This window comes from Kitasatospora sp. NPDC048715 (genome assembly GCF_043198905.1).
GTDB classification, from domain to species: domain Bacteria; phylum Actinomycetota; class Actinomycetes; order Streptomycetales; family Streptomycetaceae; genus Kitasatospora; species Kitasatospora lactacystinica.
In genome coordinates this window covers 278,109-294,958 of record NZ_JBICVH010000006.1, presented here as the reverse complement: position 1 = coordinate 294,958, position 16,850 = coordinate 278,109, and the positions used below count along the sequence as shown (strand labels likewise).

The following is a 16,850-nucleotide window of genomic DNA, read 5'->3' as shown; positions in this document are numbered from 1 at the left end:
CGGCCGGCTCCCGCCCCGCACGTGAAGGGCGACGAAGCAGAGGCTGTCGGCGTGTGCCGACGACCCCCTTGTCACCGGCGCCGGGTCTTGGGCTCCTCCTGCGCCTTGGCCGTCATCCTCGGCCGCGTGTCGAACGGTCTGGCTCAGCGGGCCCAGTGCCTTTGACGAGTAGTCCCTGCTTTTCACCGACTGTAGGGGCGACTCCCCATATCCCAGGACGCGATGCTGGGAAGTTGTCCGCCCGCTCCTGGTGACATCACGTTGATGCTCATTGACCCCGTCGAAGCCATCAGACCCGCCGACGCGGGTTGAAATCCGTCATGGCAGCTTCGGTCGGAAAGGCACATACGCATGCATCTTGGGCCCCTGACGCCGGACAGCGGAGACCAGGATGCGTGCCGGCTGCTACGGGTGTCGGTGGCCTGCGGCCTTTAGGCGCGTGGGCAGCCACGCACGATAGCGGCGCAGGGCCTGGCGCTGCTGACGCTGCTCCCCGAGCAGGGCGATCGCCGGGTGGATGCCGGGCCTGGGCCTGCTGCCGCGGGCGATGCGGCGCAGTTGGCGGCGGACCTGGGCCATGCTGGCGGCTGAGGCGAGGGGCTTGTCCTTCCAGGTGACCGGTCGCATCTGGCGGTCGGCCTCGCGGCCGTTGAACCAGTGGTCGGGGAGGTCGGGGGTGATGGCGAGGGCGGTGCCCATGCCGACGAGTGCGACGCCGCTGGCGAGGACCTGTTCGGCGGTGGTGCGCCGGGTGATGCCGCCGGTGAGCATCAACGGGACGGGGCTGGTGGTGACCAGGTCCTTGGCCAGCTCCAGGAAGTACGCCTCGCGGGCCTGCGTGCGGGTGTCGGTGGCTCGGCCGGTCATGGCGGGGCTCTCGTAGCTGCCGCCAGAGAGTTCGACCAGGTCGACGTCGAGCAGGGACAGCCACTCGATCACTCGGCGTGCGTCGTCGGCGTCGAAGCCGCCGCGCTGGAAGTCGGCGGAGTTGAGCTTCACGGCGACGGTGAATGACGGGGAGACCGCGGCGCGGACGGCGCGGACGGTGTCCAGGAGCATCCTGGCCCGGTTCTCCAGGGAGCCGCCCCAGGCGTCGGTGCGCTTGTTGACCAGCGGTGACAGGAACTGCGACAGCAGGTAGCCGTGTGCGGCGTGGATCTCCACCCCGTCGAAGCCGGCCTGTTCGGCGCGCGCGGCCGTGACGGCGAAGCGCTTGACGGTGGCCTCGATCTGCTGGGCGGTCATGGCGCTCGGTCGGCCGAAGCGGCCGCTGTGCTTGCCCAGGTCGACGCCGAGGTCGGACGGTCCCCAGACGACGCCGGGCATGTCGGAGGCGACCTGGCGGCCGGGGTGGTTGATCTGCATCCAGATCGCCCCGCCGGCGGACTTGCCGGCCTTCGCCCACTCGGCGAAGGGCTCCAGGGGCGCGGCCTCGTCCAGGACGACACCTGCGGGGCCGGTCAGGGCCTCGGCGTGGACCATGACGTTGCCGGTGATCAGCAGCCCGGTGCCGCCGGCGGCCCAGCGCCGGTACAGGCCGATCAGCTGCTGGTCCGGGAGCTGGCCGGTGCCGGCCATGTTCTCCTCCATGGCCGCCTTCGCGATCCGGTTGGGCAGCACCGCCCCGGAGCCCAGGGGCAGCGGCGTGAACAGTTCGCTGGCCATCTGATTCTTCCTCTTCCATCGACTAGGATGTGTACATCGCTTACATTAAGCCAATAATGTAGGCGGTGCAAACATTGGAGAGAGTGACCCATGACACAAGTGAGTGCCTCGTACCACCACGGCGATCTGCGCGCCGCATGCCTGCGCGCCGCCCGGGAACTCCTGGAGGAGGACGGGAGTGCCGGGCTGTCCCTGCGGGCCGTGGCTCGACGGGCGGGGGTGTCGGCAACCGCCCCCTACCGCCACTACGCAGACCGCGACGCGCTCGTCTCGGCGGTCGCGGCCGAGGGCTACGCCGAGCTCGCCGACCACCTGGCGGCGGCGCACCCGTCACCGCGCACGCCCGAGGACCTCGCCGAGGTCGCGGTCGCCTATGTCCGGTTCGCCCTGGAGCGTCCGGCGTTGTTCCGGGTGATGTTCGCCGAGCCCTGTGATCCGACGAGCGAGGAGCGGGTCGCGGCGACCGCCGCCATCTGGGAGTACGTCCGCGGCATCGTCCACGGCGTCTTCGCCGGCTCCGACCCCGAGGCCCTGTCCACCGCCGTGTGGGCCGTCGTCCACGGCCTGGCCTTCCTGCACCTGGACGGGAAGCTGGACACCTCCACCCCCGGGGCGGTGTCGGCCCAGGTCCGAGCCGCCGTCCAGGCACTGCTCACCGCGACTCCTGGGCAGCCCCAGCCGAAGGCCGCGACGGCCGAGCAGGTCGACGCCTAGCAGCGGCCGAGTCCGACGGGTAGATGTTGACACTGCATACTTAGCGTCCTAATGTGTGCAGTGCAAACATTTCTTGGCTCATGCGAACGGACTTGCACCATGAAGGCAATAACGATCAAGGAATTCGGCGGCCCTGAGGTCCTGGAGTGGACCGAGGTCGAGGACCCGACCCCCGCGGCGGGCGAAGTCGTCATCGACGTGGCCGCCACCGCCCTCAACCGGGCCGACATCATGCAGCGCTGGGGCCTGTACCCCCTCGCCCCCGGCACGTCCCCCTACCCCGGGCTGGAGGCGTCGGGGCGCATCAGCGCCATCGGCGAAGGCGTCACCGGCTGGAAGATCGGCGACGAGGTCTGCGCCCTGCTCACCGGCGGCGGCTACGCCCAGAAGGTCGCCGTTCCCGCGGGCCAGCTCCTGCCCGTCCCCAAGGGCCTCAGCCTCGTCGAGGCGGCGGCCCTGCCCGAGGCCGTCGCCACGGTGTGGTCCAACCTCGTCATGACCGCTCGCCTGGAGCACGGCGAGAGCCTCCTCGTCCACGGCGGCGCCGGCGGCATCGGCACCGCCGCCATCCAGATCGCCAAGGCCCTCGGAGCCCGCGTCGTCACCACCGTCGGCGGCCCGGAGAAGGCCGCCCGCGCCCGGGAGCTGGGCGCCGACGTCACCGTCGACTACCGCACCGAGGACTTCGCCGAGCACGCACCCTACGACGTCATCCTCGACGTCATCGGCGGCCGGTACCTCCAGCGCAACATCAGCTCCCTCGCAGCGGACGGGCGCCTGGTCGTCATCGGCCTGCAGGACGGCCTGGAAGCCCCGCTCAACCTCGCCGAGCTGGTCTTCAAGCGCGCCTCCGTCCACGGCACCACCCTGCGCACCCGCCCCGCCGCCGACAAGGCCGCGATCATCGCCGAGGTGCGCGAACGGGTCTGGCCGATGATCGAGGACGGGACCGTCAAGCTCGTCGTCGACCGCGCCCTCCCGCTCGCCGACGCCGCCGAGGCGCACCGCCTCATGGAGGCGGGCGGACACACCGGCAAGATCATCCTCGTCAACGACTGAGCGAAGGAACTCCACCGACACCGGCCCCTCGCTCACCCCCGACCCCACCAGCGAGAGCTTCGCCATCGCCGGGCAGACGGCCAGTGGCGGGGCCCGCTTCGGCGCACCCCGCATCGCCCGGGCCGTCGTGGACGTCCGCGAGGCCGCGTACGCGCACCTTACGGCGGCCTTCCTGCCCGAGGCGGAGGGCCGCCACCTCGTCGTGGCGGAGACCACCGACATCGTGGACCTCAGCCGCAGGCTGCTTCCCGTCCACGGGGCCGAGCCGGGGCTGCCGCGCCGAGCGGTTCCCGAGCCTCTCGCGGTCGCCCTCGCGCCGGTGATCGGACTCCCGCGCGAGTACGTGCGCCGCAACATCGGCTTCGACCTCCGCAGCGACAGGGCCAGGAGCCGTCGTGCGCCGGGCGTGCGCTACCGGCCCGCCCAGAAGTCCATGGAGGAGATGCCCGGCCAGCTCGCCGCGTCCAAAGCGCCGAAGAGCTGAAGCACGGATCCGAAGCCGGAGCAGGGTGGCGGACCGCGGTCCGCCACCCTGCTCCGCTTGTTCGGACCGTTCGCGATCCGGCCTGAAGAACCGGGCTCGCGCCCGTGTCAGTGGGCCAGGTCGGCCACCATACGGTGGGCGAGCTGCTTGGCCGAGCCGGGGTTCTGGCCGGTGTAGAGAGTGCGGTCGACCTCGATGTGGGGCAGGAGCGGGAGCTTTCCCTTGGTGTAGTGCGCGCCGCTCTCGCGCAGCCGGTCCTCCAGGAACCAGGACGCCTTGCGTCCGAAGCTGTTCAGCTTCTCCTCGAAGTTGGACAGCGCGGTGATCCGGTATCCGGCGAAGGGCCAGGAACCGTCGTTGGTCCTGGCCGCGAGCAGCGCGGCGGGGCCGTGGCACAGCAGACCCAGCGGCCTGCCGGAGGCGAGTTGCCTGGTGAGGAGCGCTCCCGAGACCTCGTCGTGGGAGAGATCTTCCATGGGGCCGTGTCCCCCGGGGTAGAAGACGAGGTCGAAGTCGTCGGGATTCACGTCGCTGAGGGAGGCCGGGGCGTCCAGTGCGTCCTGGATCGTGGCGAGGTAGTCGGCGACTTCGCGGAGGGTGCCCGGAAGGCCGGCGGTGCGGCCCATGCTGATCCTGTCCAGGGTGGGTCGCTTCCCGCCGGGGGTCGCGATGGTGATCTCCCATCCGGCCTCGGTGAAGATCTTGTGCGGCATCGCCAGTTCCTCGCCCCAGTAACCCGTGGGGTGCCTGGTGCCGTCCTTCAGCGTCCAGTGGTCGGCCGCCGTGACGACGAAGAGGGCACGGGTCATGTTCTCGCCTTTCCGGGTGATGACGGGGCCGTCCGTCCGAACGGCTGCCGTCGTGTTCCGTTTGTCTCGATCTTCGGCGCCGCCGTGGGCGCCCGCCCGGTGAGAGCCGCGGTCCGCGGCCAGGGCTACAGGTTGCGCCTCGCGCGCGGGATCCGACGATAGGAGGAGGGGAGGTTCGGCCGGGGGTTCGTCAGGCCCGGCCGGTGAGGCCGCACGAGCACGGCACACGTGTGCCCGCGACATGGAGAGAAGATGACTGAGCTTCCTGCGCCGCTCACGCCGTACCTGGAGCCCGCCGCGAAGGAGTTGTGCGAGGCGACCGATCCGCACCCGCGGCTCTACGAGGTCCCGCCGGAGAAGGGCCGCGAGATCCTGCTCGGCCTGCAGTCCGACCCGGGCGTGCCCCGGCCCGAGGTCGACGAGGAGTGGGTCGAGGTGGACACCGGCGAGTGGGGCACCGTGCGAACCCGCATCATCCGCCCCAAGGGCGTCACCGGACCGCTGCCCGTGGTGTTCTACATCCACGGCGCGGGCTGGGTCTTCGGTGACGACAAGACCCACGACCGCCTCTTCCGGGAGCTCGCCGTCGGCGCGGGCGCGGCGGGCGTCTTCCCCGTCTACGACCGCGCGCCGGAGGCCAGGTACCCCACCCAGGTGGAGCAGAACTACGCCGTAGGCCAGTGGGTGCTCCAGCACGGTGCGGAACACGGCCTGGACGCCTCGCGCATCGCGGTCACCGGGGAGTCGGTCGGCGGCTGCATGTCCGCGGTCTTCGCGCTGATGAACAAGGAGCGCGGCGGCATCGGCCTCAAGGCCCAGGTCCTGCTCTACCCGGTGACCAACGCCGACTTCGACACCCCGTCCTACTTGCAGTTCGCCGAGGGCTACTACCTCACCCGCGACGGGATGAAGTGGTTCTGGGACGCCTACACCACCGACCCGGCCCAGCGTGCCGAGCCGCACGCCTCGCCACTCCAGGCACCACTGGAGCTGCTGCGGGGGCTGCCCACCACCCTGGTCATCACCGATGAGGCCGATGTCCTGCGCGACGAGGGCGAGCAGTACGCCAACAAGCTTCGCGAGGCCGGCGTCGACGTCACGTCCGTCCGCGTGGCCGGCATGGTCCACGACTTCCTGCTCCTGGACAGCCTGCGCGACACCCGCGCCGCCAACGTCGCCCGCAAACTTGCCATCGATGCCCTCAGGACAGCGCTCCACGGCGACTGAGCGGCCCCACACTGTTCAGCGGACGCCGAACACCTTCATGGCCCTGAGCGTGCCGGTCAGCAGGGCGGCCCAGGTGTCGGGGCTGACGCGCTGTGGCGGGTAGAAGCCCTGGATGCGCTGGTGGGCGACAGTCTGGGCCTCGGTGTACTTGAGGATGCCCTCGGCGCCGTGGCGGCGGCCGAGTCCGGAGTCGCCCATGCCGCCCATCGGCGCGTCGATGCTTCCCCACGCGGCGGCGAAGGCCTCGTTGACGTTGACGGTGCCGGCGTGCACGCGGGCGGCGACGGCTCGGCCGCGCGCCCCGTTGCGGGACCAGACGCTGGCGTTGAGGCCGTACGGCGTGGCGTTGGCCCGTGCGATCGCCTCCTCGACGTGGCGGAAGGAGTAGATAGAGACGACCGGGCCGAAGGTCTCGTGGTCGTACACCGTCATCTCGGGGGTGACGTCGGTGAGGATGGTCGGCTCGTAGAACAGGGGGCCGAGGTCCGGGCGGGCCCTGCCGCCGGCCAGGACGGTGGCGCCCTTGGCCACGGCGTCGTCGACGTGTTCGGTGACGGTCCCCAGCTGGGACGGCGTGGTGAGGGAGCCGACGTCGACGCTGTAGTCGTACGCGGCGCCGATCCTGAGCTTCTTCGTGCGCTCGACGAACGCGGCGACGAACTTGTCGCGGACGGACTCGGCGACGTAGAGGCGCTCGACGGAGACGCACAGCTGGCCGGCCGAGGGGAAGCAGGCGTTGACCGCGCCGGCGGCGGCCTTGTCGATGTCGGCGTCGTCCAGGACGATCATCGGGTTCTTGCCGCCGAGTTCGAGGGAGGCCCCGATCAGGCGCCGGCCCGCGTCGCTCGCGATCTGGCGTCCGCTGGCGGTGGAACCGGTGAACATCATGTAGTCGGCGCCTGCCATCAGGGCGCCGCCGATGGCACTGCCCCGGCCGACCACGATCTGCCACACGTCGGCCGGCAGCCCCGCCTCGTACATCAGGTCGAGCGACCACAGGGCGGTGAGCGCGGTCTGGGTGTCGGGCTTCTGGACGACGGCGTTGCCCGCCATGAGCGCGGCGATGGCGTCGCTGGCGGCCATGCTCAGGGGGTAGTTCCACGGGGAGATCACCGTGACGACGCCCTTGGGGTGGCGCAGTTCGGTGGTGTGGGTGAGCAGCGGGATCGCGCCGCGGCGGCGCTTTGGGCTCAGGTACTTGGCGGCGTTGCGCGCGTAGTAGCGGGAGACGATCCCGATGTCGACGACTTCGAGGAACGCGTCGCGGCGGGTCTTGCCGTTCTCGGCTTGCATGAGGTCGAGCGCCTCCTCCTGGCGGGCGAGGACGAGGTCGTGGAAGCGCAGCATGATCCTCTTGCGCTCCGCGATCGGCGTGGCCGCCCAGGTGGCCTGGGCAGCGCGGGCGCGGGCGAACGCGGCCTCGACGTCGTCGGGGGTGGAGATGGGGAAGTCGCCCAGGGGGTGGCCGGAGTACGGGGCGCTGGTGGTGACGCGCGCGGCGTTCGGTGCGGCGGAGACCCGTGCGGTCAGCCGCTCGATCAGCGCCGGGGTGATGGAGGCGGGCAGGCCCTGGGCGCGGGCGGCCGTGGGGCTGGCGGTTTGTGCGGTGGCCATGGCGAGGGTTCCTTGCTACTTGTTCCGGCGCTGGACCGAGGTGGGGACCGGCATGTGGAGGGCGAGCTGGCCTTCGGTCATCACGTCGAACTGGATGGTCCGCATCGGCTTGAGCGAGCGCAGGTCGTCGGACATCCGGCCCTCGCCGAGCTGGAGGCGGACGTCACGCGGCAGGCGCGTCGTGCCGGCGTTCAGCACGTTGGTCTGGCTCAGGGTGGAGTGCCATGCGCCGTTGATCGTCGTGTAGGAGGTGAGCGAGCTGACGCGGTCGCCGCTCAGGTGGGCGGTCTGCTTCGGCGTGGTCGCCTGGAGCGACAGGTCGAGGCCGCCGGCGTCGTTGGTGACCCGGGCGGTGGTGCGGCGCTCGTCGATGTCGACGTCGAGGCCGGTGACCCACTTGGGGAAGCCGTAGCCGTCGTGGCCGCGGACCTGGGCGATCTCCGTGCTGACCGGCAGGGACAGTACGTAGGAGTCGAGGTGTTCGTTCTTGAGGCCGGCGACGAGGTCGAAGAATCCGAGCTTGCCGTGCCGCGCGGGCTTCACGGCGATGCCGACGGCGGCCTCGGTGTAGAAGTCGATGTCGCACACGTCGTAGCGGAAGAACATGACCGAGATCAGCCCGAGGCCCGGGGCGATCTCCAGCGGCGCGAGCTCGCCGGGCAGCCTGGTCCGGATCGTGCTGGAGGGCGCCAGCATGGTGATCCGGGCGGTCGAGACGCTGTAGTAGAAGTTCGGGGTGAGCGTGGGGCCGATCGGGGAGTCGACCTTGATCTTGGGCAGCTGCCGGAAGAAGTCCACCCCGCTGACGCGGGGGTCCCGGGCGATCTCATCCAGGTCGGGGTTCATCCGGTACCGGTCGTACAGACCCCCCTTGGGGACGGTGACCGTGCGGCCGCCCAAGTCGACCTTGACGGTGGTGTCCTTCTGCGCCGAAGACATGGCCCGGCTCCTCACTAGTCATGTAAGCGGTGTACACATGACTATAGGTCGCGATGTAAGCACCGTCAACAATGGGGCGCACGGGGATTCCGCAGACAGACACGGCCGCCGGGGTTGGCCTGCCGACCATGCGGCCAGCCGCCCACCGAGACCGTCGTGCCGGCGGCTGAGCACCTCCAGCAACGATTACTCCCGCATGCTCAGGCCGTGCCGGGCCTGAAGCGAATGTTCGACGCGCACCTCGACCCAACCCTGCAAGAGGGACAGGGCGGCCCAGTCGCCGGCGAGGGCGGTGAGCGCGGGATCCATGGCGACCGCGTAGGCCCTTCCTTTCAAATATCCGTTAATTCAAATACCAGCGTGCGGCTGTATACCGCTAGAGCAACTAAATCCCGTGTGCCCTCTGCCGCTCAGCCGCTGGCGCCATGGCAGTCGATCCCACTGTTGCTGCACGCGGAGGCGATCCTTCCGCCCGCCCGGGGTGACGCCCCGATCGATCCCCCGTTGGGCTTGGTGACAACAAGCCTGCCTTGGTGACGCCTATCGTGCTTCGGCACAGCTCCCCATGGCGGCCGCGAGCCTCGCCAGCTCCGCGACCCGCGCGCTGGTCGTGATCTGACCTGGAGGGCTGGCAACCCGCCCTGGAGGAGCGGACGGCGTACAGGGCCGTCAGGCGTTCGCGGGCGGCCCGGGCGTGCCGGGCGGCCTGGGCGAGTTGTTCGCCGGTCGGCAGAGCGTCCCGTGTCCTGCGGGCCTTCAGGTCCTGTCCGGCCCCGCTCCCGGTCGGCTTTCTCGGCCTCCGGGTCGAGGCTGTGGTTCACGCCCACCGGGCGAGGCTGCGGCATGCGTCCGTGTGTGGCCGACCGGGCCGGTTCACCGGGAGTTTTCTCTGCAGACAGCGGACGGGCCGTCACCGGTGCTGCGGTGGCGGCCCGTCGAGGGTGATGCTCAGAGGGTGATGCTCATACGGCCGGGCCGATCAGGCCTGCCAGGGCCCGGTGTGCGCGTCGGGTGGTGCGCTCGGCGCGGCTCTTGAGCCGGAGCGCGCGCGTGAGGCGGTGCTTCTCGGCCTCCCGCAGGCGCTCGTCGATCGTCGCCCGCGCAACCTCGATGTGGTAGATCATGATGCTCCCCCTGTCCGGGGTGATTCGTCGGCATCATCGTCATGCCGGCCCTTCGGACCACCCTCTGTGCTTCAGAGCCTACACCCAAATACGGGGCAAGGCCTTGCATTTAACGTTCCGTTCAAGAAATTGCCTACTGATCGAAGGCTTTGATGCCGATCAGCTCCCAGGTTCCGCGTGGCGGCGATTCGGTGCCCGGATCCCTGCCCGGGCCGTCGCGAGAGCGGCACCAACCCCGGCCGGCTGGTCGAACGCGTCGTCGCGGCCGGACCGGTCGAGCGCCGCACCGACGCCGAGGACCGCCGCACACGGAGCCGCGCGGGGCCGGCCGACACCGCGCCGGGGAAGGAGAAATCGTGCGATTCGAGAACACCCTGACCGTCGACGCGCCCGTCGGCGTGCTCTTCGCCCACCTCGCACGGCCCGAGAACCGCCCGCGCTGGAACTGCGCGCTCGACACCACGGAGCAGACCTCCCCGGGACCGATCGGGGTCGGCACGACCCACCTCCGGGGCAGTCCCCTTCAGGCGGTGCACCGTCCCAGCCGGTGGGCGTCAGCCCGTGGACGGGAGGTTCCCGCCCGCGGTGACCATGCCGGTCTCATAGGCGATGACGACCAGCTGGGCCCGGTCATGGGCGTGGAGCTTGGCCAGCAGCCGCCGGACATGTGTCTTGACGGTCGCGACGCTCAGCCCCAGGTGCTCGGCGATCACGCGGTTGGGCAGTCCCCGGGCCACCAATCGGAGCACTTCCCGCTCCCGTGGGGTCACGCCCGCCAGCTCCCGGGCGAGTCGCGGGCGCGGCTCGTGGCGTCCGGCGAACTCGCGGATCAGACGGCGGGTGACCGCGGGCGCGAGCAGGGCGTCGCCGGCGGCGACCACCCGCACGGCTGTCAGCAGGTCGGCGGGGAGGATGTCCTTCAGGATGAATCCGCTGGCTCCGCCGCGCAGTGCCGCGTACACGTACTCGTCCAGGTCGAACGTGGTGAGGATCAGCACCCGGGTGCCGACGGCGTCCGGGTCCGCGCAGATGCGCCGGGTGGCCTCCAGACCGTCCGTGCCCGGCATCCGGATGTCCATCAGCACGACGTCGGGCCGCAGCCGCAGGGCGAGTTCGACGGCCTGCTCGCCGCTGACGGCCTCGCCCGCGACGGTGAGGTCCGGCGCGTTCTCGATGAGCAGGCGGAAGCCCGTCCGCAACAGCGCCTGGTCATCGGCGATGAGAACCCGGACCGGCCGGTTCACCGTGCTGTCTCCGATCCGCAGGGCAGCCGCGCGTGCACCCGGAATCCACCCGTCGCCAGGGGGCCGGCGGAGAGGGTCCCGCCGCACATGGCCGCCCGCTCCCGCATCCCGACGAGTCCGTGCCCGCCGCCAGGACGCCCGGGCGGGAACCGGGGCGGGAAACGGGGCGGGAGCCGGGACGGCGCGTCGTTGACGACCTCGATCTCGACCGCCTCGGGACCCGTCCGGGAGAGGTTCACCCGGCAGTCCGCCGATCCCGCGTGCCTGACGACATTGGTGAGGGCTTCCTGAACGATCCGGTAAACCGCCAGTTCCACACCCGGGGGGAGCGGTGGATCCGGGTCGACGGACAGCTCCACGCGTGGGCCTGCGCCGTCCGCGAGCGCGGGCAGGTCCGCCAGACCGGGGGCGGTCCCCGACTCGGCTCCGTCACCGGGTGACCGCAGAACGCCGAGCATGCGGCGCATCTCGGTGAGCGCCGTCCGGCCCGCTGTCCCGACCAGTGCGAGGGTCCGCTCGGCCTCCTGCGGGTTGGTGGAGGCCACCGCACGGGCCACCTCGGCCCGTACCGCGATGACAGTCAGATGATGGGCCACCACGTCGTGGAGCTCGCGGGCGATCCGCAGGCGCTCGTCCGTCACGGCCTGCCGGGCGGCGAGTTCCGCGTACGACCGCTGCTCTCTCAGCGCGGTGCCCACCAGCCAGGGCAGCGTCATCATCAAGGAGGCGAAGACGACGCCCGACGCGACCCCGGAGGCCGGGACCGGTCGCGGTACGAGGGCCATGGCCACCGCGACGGCGCCCAGCGAGCAGCCGAGCGCCGTCGCGGACCGGCGCCGCGGTTCCCGCGCCGCCACCGTGTACAGGGCGGCCCCGACGGGGACCCAGGACTCCTCCCATCCGGTGAACACCATGGCGAGGACCGCTCCGGCCAGGACCGTGTACAGAACCCGGACGGACCATCTGCGCCGTACCGCGACCGGCAGCCAGACCGCCGCCGCCACCGCTCCCGCTCCCCAGCCACCGCTGCGCGTCTCGCTCGCGCCGAACGCCAGGGCGAGGAGCACGGCCGCGACCGTGTCCACGCCGTGCCACTGTCCGTCCCGCAGACGTCCGGCCACCAGCGGCCGTGACTCCCCGTCGCCCATGCCGGCCACGCTATCCAAGCGGGGGCCCGGAGCCTGTCAGCCCGGAGGACGTCATCTCGCGGGCTGACTCATCCGCGCGGCCGATGCCCGTCCTACCCTCCTGGGCTGACGCCGGGTTCCTCCCCGGGGGCGAAGCCGCCGGGCCCGTCGGACGCGACAGTGGAGCCATGAATCGGAGAACACTGCTGTCCTCGTCCGCCGCACTGGCCGCCGCCATGATCACGGGTCCGCTCGCGCCGGTGGCCGTCGCGCGGCCGAAGCGGGAGGAACCCGTGCGGTTCCAGCTGCCCGCCCCGAACGGACCGTACCCGCTGGGTACGATCGCGCTGCACCTGGCCGACACCGCGCGGCCGGACCCCTGGGTGCCCTCCCGCCCCTGCCGTGAGCTGATGATCAGCCTCTGGTACCCCGCCCGCGGCCGCGCGGACCGCCCCACCGTTCCCTGGATGCCTCCGGCGGCGGCCGACCGGTACCTGAGCCTCCTCGGCCTGCCTCCCGGCCGGGTGCGACTGGGAGACACCCACGGCCACGAGGGCGCTCCCGTCGGCGGCCCACCGGGCCCCCTGCCCGTCGTTCTCTACTCCCCCGGCGCCGACGCGTCACGGTCGTTCGGCACCGGCGTCGTGGAAGACCTCGCCAGTCACGGCTTCCTGGTGGTCACCGTCGACCACACCTACGACGCGGCGGCGGTCGCCTTCCCCGGTGGACGCGTCGAGACGAATCCGCAGGGCGGGATCAGCGACTACGCCAAGGCCCTCGCGGTCCGTACCGCCGACATCCGGTTCGTCCTGGACCGGCTCGCCGTCCTCCGCTCGGGTGGCCACCCCGGCGTCTGCCGCACCCCGCTGCCCACAGGCCTGCGCGGGGCGCTCGACCTGCGGCGCGTCGGGATGCTCGGCCACTCCCTGGGCGGCGCCACCACCGCCGCGACGATGCTCACCGACGGGCGGATCACGGCGGGCATGAGCCTGGACGGGGGCGCGGCGGGCCCGGTGGTGGACGCCGGGCTCGACCGTCCGTTCCTGGTCGTGGACACCCCGGGCAAGGGCGGCATGGAGAACAACCCCGCCCTGCGCGCGTTCTGGTCGCATCTGCGCGGCTGGCGCCTGCACCTGACCGTACGGGGAGCCGCGCACCACTCGTTCGGCGACGATGTGCTGATCCTGCCGCTGATCGCCCCTCTCCGGGGCATGTCACCGCCCGATCTGGAGGAAGAGGTCGGGACGATTCCCGGGCACCGGGCACAGGCGTTCCAACGCGCCTACCCGCGAGCCTTCTTCGACCTCCACCTCCGCGACCGGGGGCGGCTGCTCGACGGTCCCTCCCCCGGCTTCCCCGAGGTCGACTACGCCCGGTGAACGCCCTGGCGCCGGGCCCTGCCCGTCCGGGCTCCGAGGTACGACGCCGGGGCGTTCACCGGGCGGGGTCCAGCGAAGGAGGGCCGTCGGTGCCCTCGGCTTCGCAGGGAGGATCACGACCCGGGGAATCCTGCGGGGCGACGCCTCCACCGTCCCGACAGGGCAGCGGCGCCCTGGACGGGGCCCGCATCCGCAGGGCACCACGCCCTCGGTCCTACTCGGTCCGCAGCGCGGTGGCGGTCCGCGACCGGGCCGCCCGGCCGGCCGGCAGCAGCGCCCCGAGCAGGGCGATCACGATCCCGCCGGCCAGCAGGGGGACGAGCAGCCCGGCGGTGTAGGTGTGGGACACGCTCGGCGGCAGGTGCCGGCCGATCGCGTTCCCCATCGGGGTCAGCGTCGCCTTCTCCACCGCGACCCCGAGCGGGACCCCGATCAGCCCGGCGATCAGGCCGGTGAGGGACACCGAGGTCAGCACCATCGCGACGGTCTGCTTGGGCGTCATCCCGAGGGCCTTGAGGATCCCCAGGTCATGGACCCGTTCCCGGGTGTCCTGCACCACCGTGCTCAGCACCCCGAGCGCGGCGACCGCGATCATCATCAGCGTGAGCGTGGCCACCAGGGCGCCCATGGTGATCACAATGATGTTCTTGCCCCCGCCCGAGCTCGGCCGGACCGAGGCGTTCAGCGGGGTCAGCGCGGCGGCGGCCGAGGTGGACCAGTCCGATCCGTTGACGTTGTCGGCCAGCTCGACGTTGAACAGGTCGATGTGCGGGGTCAGACCGGCGGCGGTGAAGGTGGCCGCATCCGTCATGACCGTGTAGTCGCCCTGGTTGGTGTCGAAGTTGATACCGACGACCTTCAGCGACAGTTGCCTGTTCTGCTGCACCACCGCGACGTCGTCACCGACGTGGATCCCCACCGCCGAGGCCAGCTTGTCGCCGACCACGGCCTCGCCGGGCGCCGAGTACCAGCGGCCGGACAGCAGCTCCAGGTGCGTCCAGGAGAAGTCGCCGGTGACCGTGAACACCTTCGGCGGTTCGCCGCCGGGCGGGGCGCCGACCATGGTCGCGCCGCTGTCGCCCCAGCCGAACGCGGCCTTCGTGCCCGGGATCCCGGCGAGCGCGGCGGCCACCCCGGCGGCGTCCAGGTGCGGGGTGCGCGGGTCGTTGGGGCCGTAGCGACCCCAGGGCACGCCCGCGTCGGCCGTGGGTTCCACGAACTCCGACGCGACGTTGAAGCCCGAGGTACTGGCGTCCAGGTACTTGTTGAACCCGGTCTCCAGCCCCACCGCGAACGTGACACTCACCACGCCGAACAGCACCGCCGCACCGACCAGTACGGCCCGGGCCGGCCGGGCGAACGGCTGGGCCAGCCCCAGCGACACGGCCCGGGGCAGCGGCAGCCGCGAGGCCAGACGCTGCGCCGCCCGACCGCCCCCGGCCTTGGGGGCGCGGCCGACCACCAGGGCCCGCACCGTCGGCATCCGGCCGGCCCGCAGTGCCGGGATCAAAGCCGTGACGCCGACGATCAGCAGGGTGCCCAGCGGCACCGCGGCGCTGACCCACAACGGGATCGTGGCACCGGCCGCACCGGCCGCGCCGAGCTGCTTGGTGGCCCCGTCCAGGATCGGCACGGCCAGGAGGTTGCCGAAAACCGTGCCGAGCACCAGGCCGAATGTCGCCGGGATCACGGCCTGCGCGGTGTAGGCGCGGGCCACCTGCGACGGGGTGAAGCCCAACGACTTCAGAATCCCGATGCGCCGGATTCCCGAGGCCACCGCCCCGCTGACCACGATCGAGATGATCAGCACCGACATGAACAGCCCGAGGATCCCGAAGGCGATCAGGAACGGCACGTAGGCCTTGGCGTTGCCGGTCGCCTGCTGCTCCGCGGTCAGGTACGACTGTCCGGCCTCGACCGAGCCGGCCGGCGCGGCGGCGGCCACCGCCTGCTTGTCGGTGGCGATGTCTGCGGCGCTCCCGGCCTCGGCGAACCGGTAGAGCATCTGCTCGTCGGACGTGGCACCGGCAGCGGTGAGCCGCGCGAAACCGTCGGCGGTGGCGAAGCCGGTCGCGCTGTCGGTCACCGAGCCGGCGAAGCCGACGACCTTGAACGACGGCTTGCCCGGCAGGGAGGAGAACACCACCGAATCGCCGAAGCAGTCGGTGGCGTAGTGCTGCCACGGCACGGCGATCTCGTCCGGGCTCGTCGGCCAGCGCCCCCGGGTCAGCGCCAGCTGGTCCATCCCGGAGGTGCTGCCCAGGTCGGGCCGGGTGGTGACGGTGACCGGACCGTTGTCGTGACCGGCCCGATCCTTCTCGGAGCAGTCCGTGCCGATCGTCGTGTCCAGGGCGGCGGCGACCGGGTACGGCCCGGCCGCCTCGGTGACGCCGGCGGCGTGCGCGGTGGCGGCGGCCTGCGCGGCCGTGACCTTCGAGCCGTCGAACTGGACCGCCAGGTGCGCCCCGTTCCGCGCACGGAAAGCGTGCTCGAACGGGGCCTGAACGACAGTCAGCAGCCCGAGGGAGAGCACTGAGGACGTCACCGCGGCGAACGTCGTCAGGGCCATGACGAGGGACTGGACCCGACGGCGGCCCACGCCGGAACGTACGACCTTGCCCAGGGCGCTCACCGGCTCACCGCCGGCAGCGGGCACGCCACGGCCCGGAAACCGACCTCGAAGAGGCGCCGGGGCATCGGCGGCTTTCGCAGTGTCATCGGACCTCTCCCGCCGGACGGATCAGCGGTGTGCGGGCGGCCGGGCCGGCGCCGCTGCCGTCGTTGACGACGTCCCGCTCGACCGCCCCGTCCACCAACTCGATCGTGCGGCGCGCGGTGCTCGCGGCCAACTGCACGTCGTGGGTGACCAGCAGGATGGTCCGGCCCTCACTGTTCAGGTCCAGCAGCAGCTCGCGCACGTCCTCGGCCGAGCTCGAGTCCAGGGCGCCGGTCGGCTCGTCGGCCAGCAGCAGCGCCGGCTCGTTCATCAGGGCCCTGGCCACCGCCACCCGCTGCCGTTCCCCGCCGGACAGCCGCTGCGGATAGGCCTTGACATGCCGGTCGATGCCCAGCGAGTCGAGCAGCTCGACGGCCCGCCGCTTCGCCTCGCCCTTGCCCATCCCGGCCAGCTGCGCCGGAACCATGACGTTGTCCAACACGGTCAGGTCGTCCAGCAGGTTGAAGAACTGGAAGATCATGCCGATGGAGGCCCGGCGGTACTTCGCCGAACCGGCCTCGCCGAGCTGGTCGACGCGGGTGCCGTCGACGGTCACGGTGCCGCTGGAAGGCTTGTCCAGACCCGCGATCAGGTTCAGCAGCGTGGACTTGCCACTGCCGGAATGGCCGAGGATCGCCACGCACTCACCGGCCGCCACGGACAAGGTGACGCCGGCCAGTGCGGGCGGGCCGTCGTCGTACTTCTTCGTCGTGTCGCGAAGATCGATCATCGGTGCATTCGTCATGACC

At 71.5% G+C, this 16,850-nt stretch carries 14 protein-coding genes; 5 read left to right on the top strand and 9 right to left on the bottom strand.

Annotated elements, in window-relative coordinates:
• Positions 1-405 precede the first annotated feature (405 nt).
• Positions 406-1,665, bottom strand: a complete 1,260-nt coding sequence (locus ACGFSC_RS14525) for an NADH:flavin oxidoreductase/NADH oxidase family protein (RefSeq protein WP_359896789.1) — start codon at positions 1,663-1,665, stop codon at positions 406-408.
• Between the two features lie 90 nt (positions 1,666-1,755).
• On the opposite strand from ACGFSC_RS14525, the gene ACGFSC_RS14520 reads away from it, so the two are divergent.
• From ACGFSC_RS14520 to ACGFSC_RS14510, 3 genes are all read left to right on the top strand, one after another.
• Positions 1,756-2,379: a TetR/AcrR family transcriptional regulator gene (locus ACGFSC_RS14520; protein ID WP_030394835.1), complete on the top strand. Its 624-nt coding sequence runs from the start codon at positions 1,756-1,758 to the stop codon at positions 2,377-2,379.
• A 99-nt stretch (positions 2,380-2,478) separates the two neighbouring features.
• Positions 2,479-3,438 carry an NAD(P)H-quinone oxidoreductase gene (locus tag ACGFSC_RS14515; protein ID WP_359896787.1) on the top strand — a complete coding sequence of 320 codons (960 nt, stop codon included), beginning with the start codon at positions 2,479-2,481 and terminating at the stop codon, positions 3,436-3,438.
• Between the two features lie 127 nt (positions 3,439-3,565).
• Complete coding sequence (locus ACGFSC_RS14510; protein ID WP_359896786.1) at positions 3,566-3,922, top strand: hypothetical protein; 357 nt, start codon at positions 3,566-3,568, stop codon at positions 3,920-3,922.
• Between the two features lie 107 nt (positions 3,923-4,029).
• Here ACGFSC_RS14510 and ACGFSC_RS14505 read toward each other — a convergent pair whose 3' ends face one another.
• Positions 4,030-4,731: a type 1 glutamine amidotransferase domain-containing protein gene (locus tag ACGFSC_RS14505; protein ID WP_359896784.1), complete on the bottom strand. Its 702-nt coding sequence runs from the start codon at positions 4,729-4,731 to the stop codon at positions 4,030-4,032.
• A gap of 252 nt (positions 4,732-4,983) precedes the next feature.
• Between ACGFSC_RS14505 and ACGFSC_RS14500 the strand changes: the two genes are divergently transcribed.
• Complete coding sequence (locus ACGFSC_RS14500) at positions 4,984-5,958, top strand: alpha/beta hydrolase (RefSeq protein ID WP_359896783.1); 975 nt, start codon at positions 4,984-4,986, stop codon at positions 5,956-5,958.
• A 15-nt stretch (positions 5,959-5,973) separates the two neighbouring features.
• Here the strand turns inward: ACGFSC_RS14500 and ACGFSC_RS14495 are convergent, their stop codons facing one another.
• The 5 genes from ACGFSC_RS14495 to ACGFSC_RS14475 all read right to left on the bottom strand — a co-directional run bounded on the left by ACGFSC_RS14495 (position 5,974) and on the right by ACGFSC_RS14475 (position 12,027).
• The gene (locus ACGFSC_RS14495) at positions 5,974-7,572 is read right to left on the bottom strand and encodes a succinic semialdehyde dehydrogenase (protein ID WP_359896780.1); all 1,599 of its coding nucleotides are present in this window, start codon (positions 7,570-7,572) and stop codon (positions 5,974-5,976) included.
• A 15-nt stretch (positions 7,573-7,587) separates the two neighbouring features.
• Entirely contained in the window at positions 7,588-8,511 is a 924-nt protein-coding gene (locus ACGFSC_RS14490; RefSeq protein ID WP_359896779.1) for an acetoacetate decarboxylase family protein, read from the bottom strand.
• 962 nt (positions 8,512-9,473) lie between these two features.
• A complete protein-coding gene (locus ACGFSC_RS14485; protein WP_359896777.1) occupies positions 9,474-9,635 on the bottom strand; it encodes a hypothetical protein in 162 nt (53 codons plus the stop codon).
• A 554-nt stretch (positions 9,636-10,189) separates the two neighbouring features.
• Entirely contained in the window at positions 10,190-10,879 is a 690-nt protein-coding gene (locus tag ACGFSC_RS14480) for a response regulator transcription factor (RefSeq protein WP_359896775.1), read from the bottom strand.
• Positions 10,876-12,027: a sensor histidine kinase gene (locus tag ACGFSC_RS14475; RefSeq protein ID WP_359896772.1), complete on the bottom strand. Its 1,152-nt coding sequence runs from the start codon at positions 12,025-12,027 to the stop codon at positions 10,876-10,878. The genes ACGFSC_RS14480 and ACGFSC_RS14475 overlap by 4 nt, the downstream gene beginning before the upstream one ends.
• Before the next feature lie 167 nt (positions 12,028-12,194).
• On the opposite strand from ACGFSC_RS14475, the gene ACGFSC_RS14470 reads away from it, so the two are divergent.
• Positions 12,195-13,385 (top strand): lipase, encoded by a 1,191-nt coding sequence (locus ACGFSC_RS14470; protein WP_359896770.1) that lies wholly within the window; start codon positions 12,195-12,197, stop codon positions 13,383-13,385.
• Between the two features lie 214 nt (positions 13,386-13,599).
• Here ACGFSC_RS14470 and ACGFSC_RS14465 read toward each other — a convergent pair whose 3' ends face one another.
• Both ACGFSC_RS14465 and ACGFSC_RS14460 read right to left on the bottom strand, forming a co-directional pair.
• On the bottom strand, positions 13,600-15,954 hold the full coding sequence (locus ACGFSC_RS14465) for an FtsX-like permease family protein (protein ID WP_359896769.1): 2,355 nt from the start codon (positions 15,952-15,954) through the stop codon (positions 13,600-13,602).
• 145 nt (positions 15,955-16,099) lie between these two features.
• On the bottom strand, positions 16,100-16,846 hold the full coding sequence (locus ACGFSC_RS14460; protein WP_359896767.1) for an ABC transporter ATP-binding protein: 747 nt from the start codon (positions 16,844-16,846) through the stop codon (positions 16,100-16,102).
• Positions 16,847-16,850 lie beyond the last annotated feature (4 nt).

Excerpts from the sequence above, each read along its gene's own strand:
- ACGFSC_RS14475 (WP_359896772.1), bottom strand. The coding sequence starts at position 12,027 with ATGGGCGACGGGGAGTCACGGCCGCTGGTGGCCGGACGTCTGCGGGAC.
- ACGFSC_RS14465 (WP_359896769.1), bottom strand. The coding sequence starts at position 15,954 with ATGGCCCTGACGACGTTCGCCGCGGTGACGTCCTCAGTGCTCTCCCTC.
- ACGFSC_RS14485 (WP_359896777.1), bottom strand. The coding sequence starts at position 9,635 with ATGATCTACCACATCGAGGTTGCGCGGGCGACGATCGACGAGCGCCTG.
- ACGFSC_RS14520 (WP_030394835.1), top strand. The coding sequence starts at position 1,756 with ATGACACAAGTGAGTGCCTCGTACCACCACGGCGATCTGCGCGCCGCA.
- ACGFSC_RS14470 (WP_359896770.1), top strand. The coding sequence starts at position 12,195 with ATGAATCGGAGAACACTGCTGTCCTCGTCCGCCGCACTGGCCGCCGCC.
- ACGFSC_RS14490 (WP_359896779.1), bottom strand. The coding sequence starts at position 8,511 with ATGTCTTCGGCGCAGAAGGACACCACCGTCAAGGTCGACTTGGGCGGC.
- ACGFSC_RS14525 (WP_359896789.1), bottom strand. The coding sequence starts at position 1,665 with ATGGCCAGCGAACTGTTCACGCCGCTGCCCCTGGGCTCCGGGGCGGTG.
- ACGFSC_RS14495 (WP_359896780.1), bottom strand. The coding sequence starts at position 7,572 with ATGGCCACCGCACAAACCGCCAGCCCCACGGCCGCCCGCGCCCAGGGC.
- ACGFSC_RS14505 (WP_359896784.1), bottom strand. The coding sequence starts at position 4,731 with ATGACCCGTGCCCTCTTCGTCGTCACGGCGGCCGACCACTGGACGCTG.
- ACGFSC_RS14500 (WP_359896783.1), top strand. The coding sequence starts at position 4,984 with ATGACTGAGCTTCCTGCGCCGCTCACGCCGTACCTGGAGCCCGCCGCG.
- ACGFSC_RS14460 (WP_359896767.1), bottom strand. The coding sequence starts at position 16,846 with ATGACGAATGCACCGATGATCGATCTTCGCGACACGACGAAGAAGTAC.
- ACGFSC_RS14515 (WP_359896787.1), top strand. The coding sequence starts at position 2,479 with ATGAAGGCAATAACGATCAAGGAATTCGGCGGCCCTGAGGTCCTGGAG.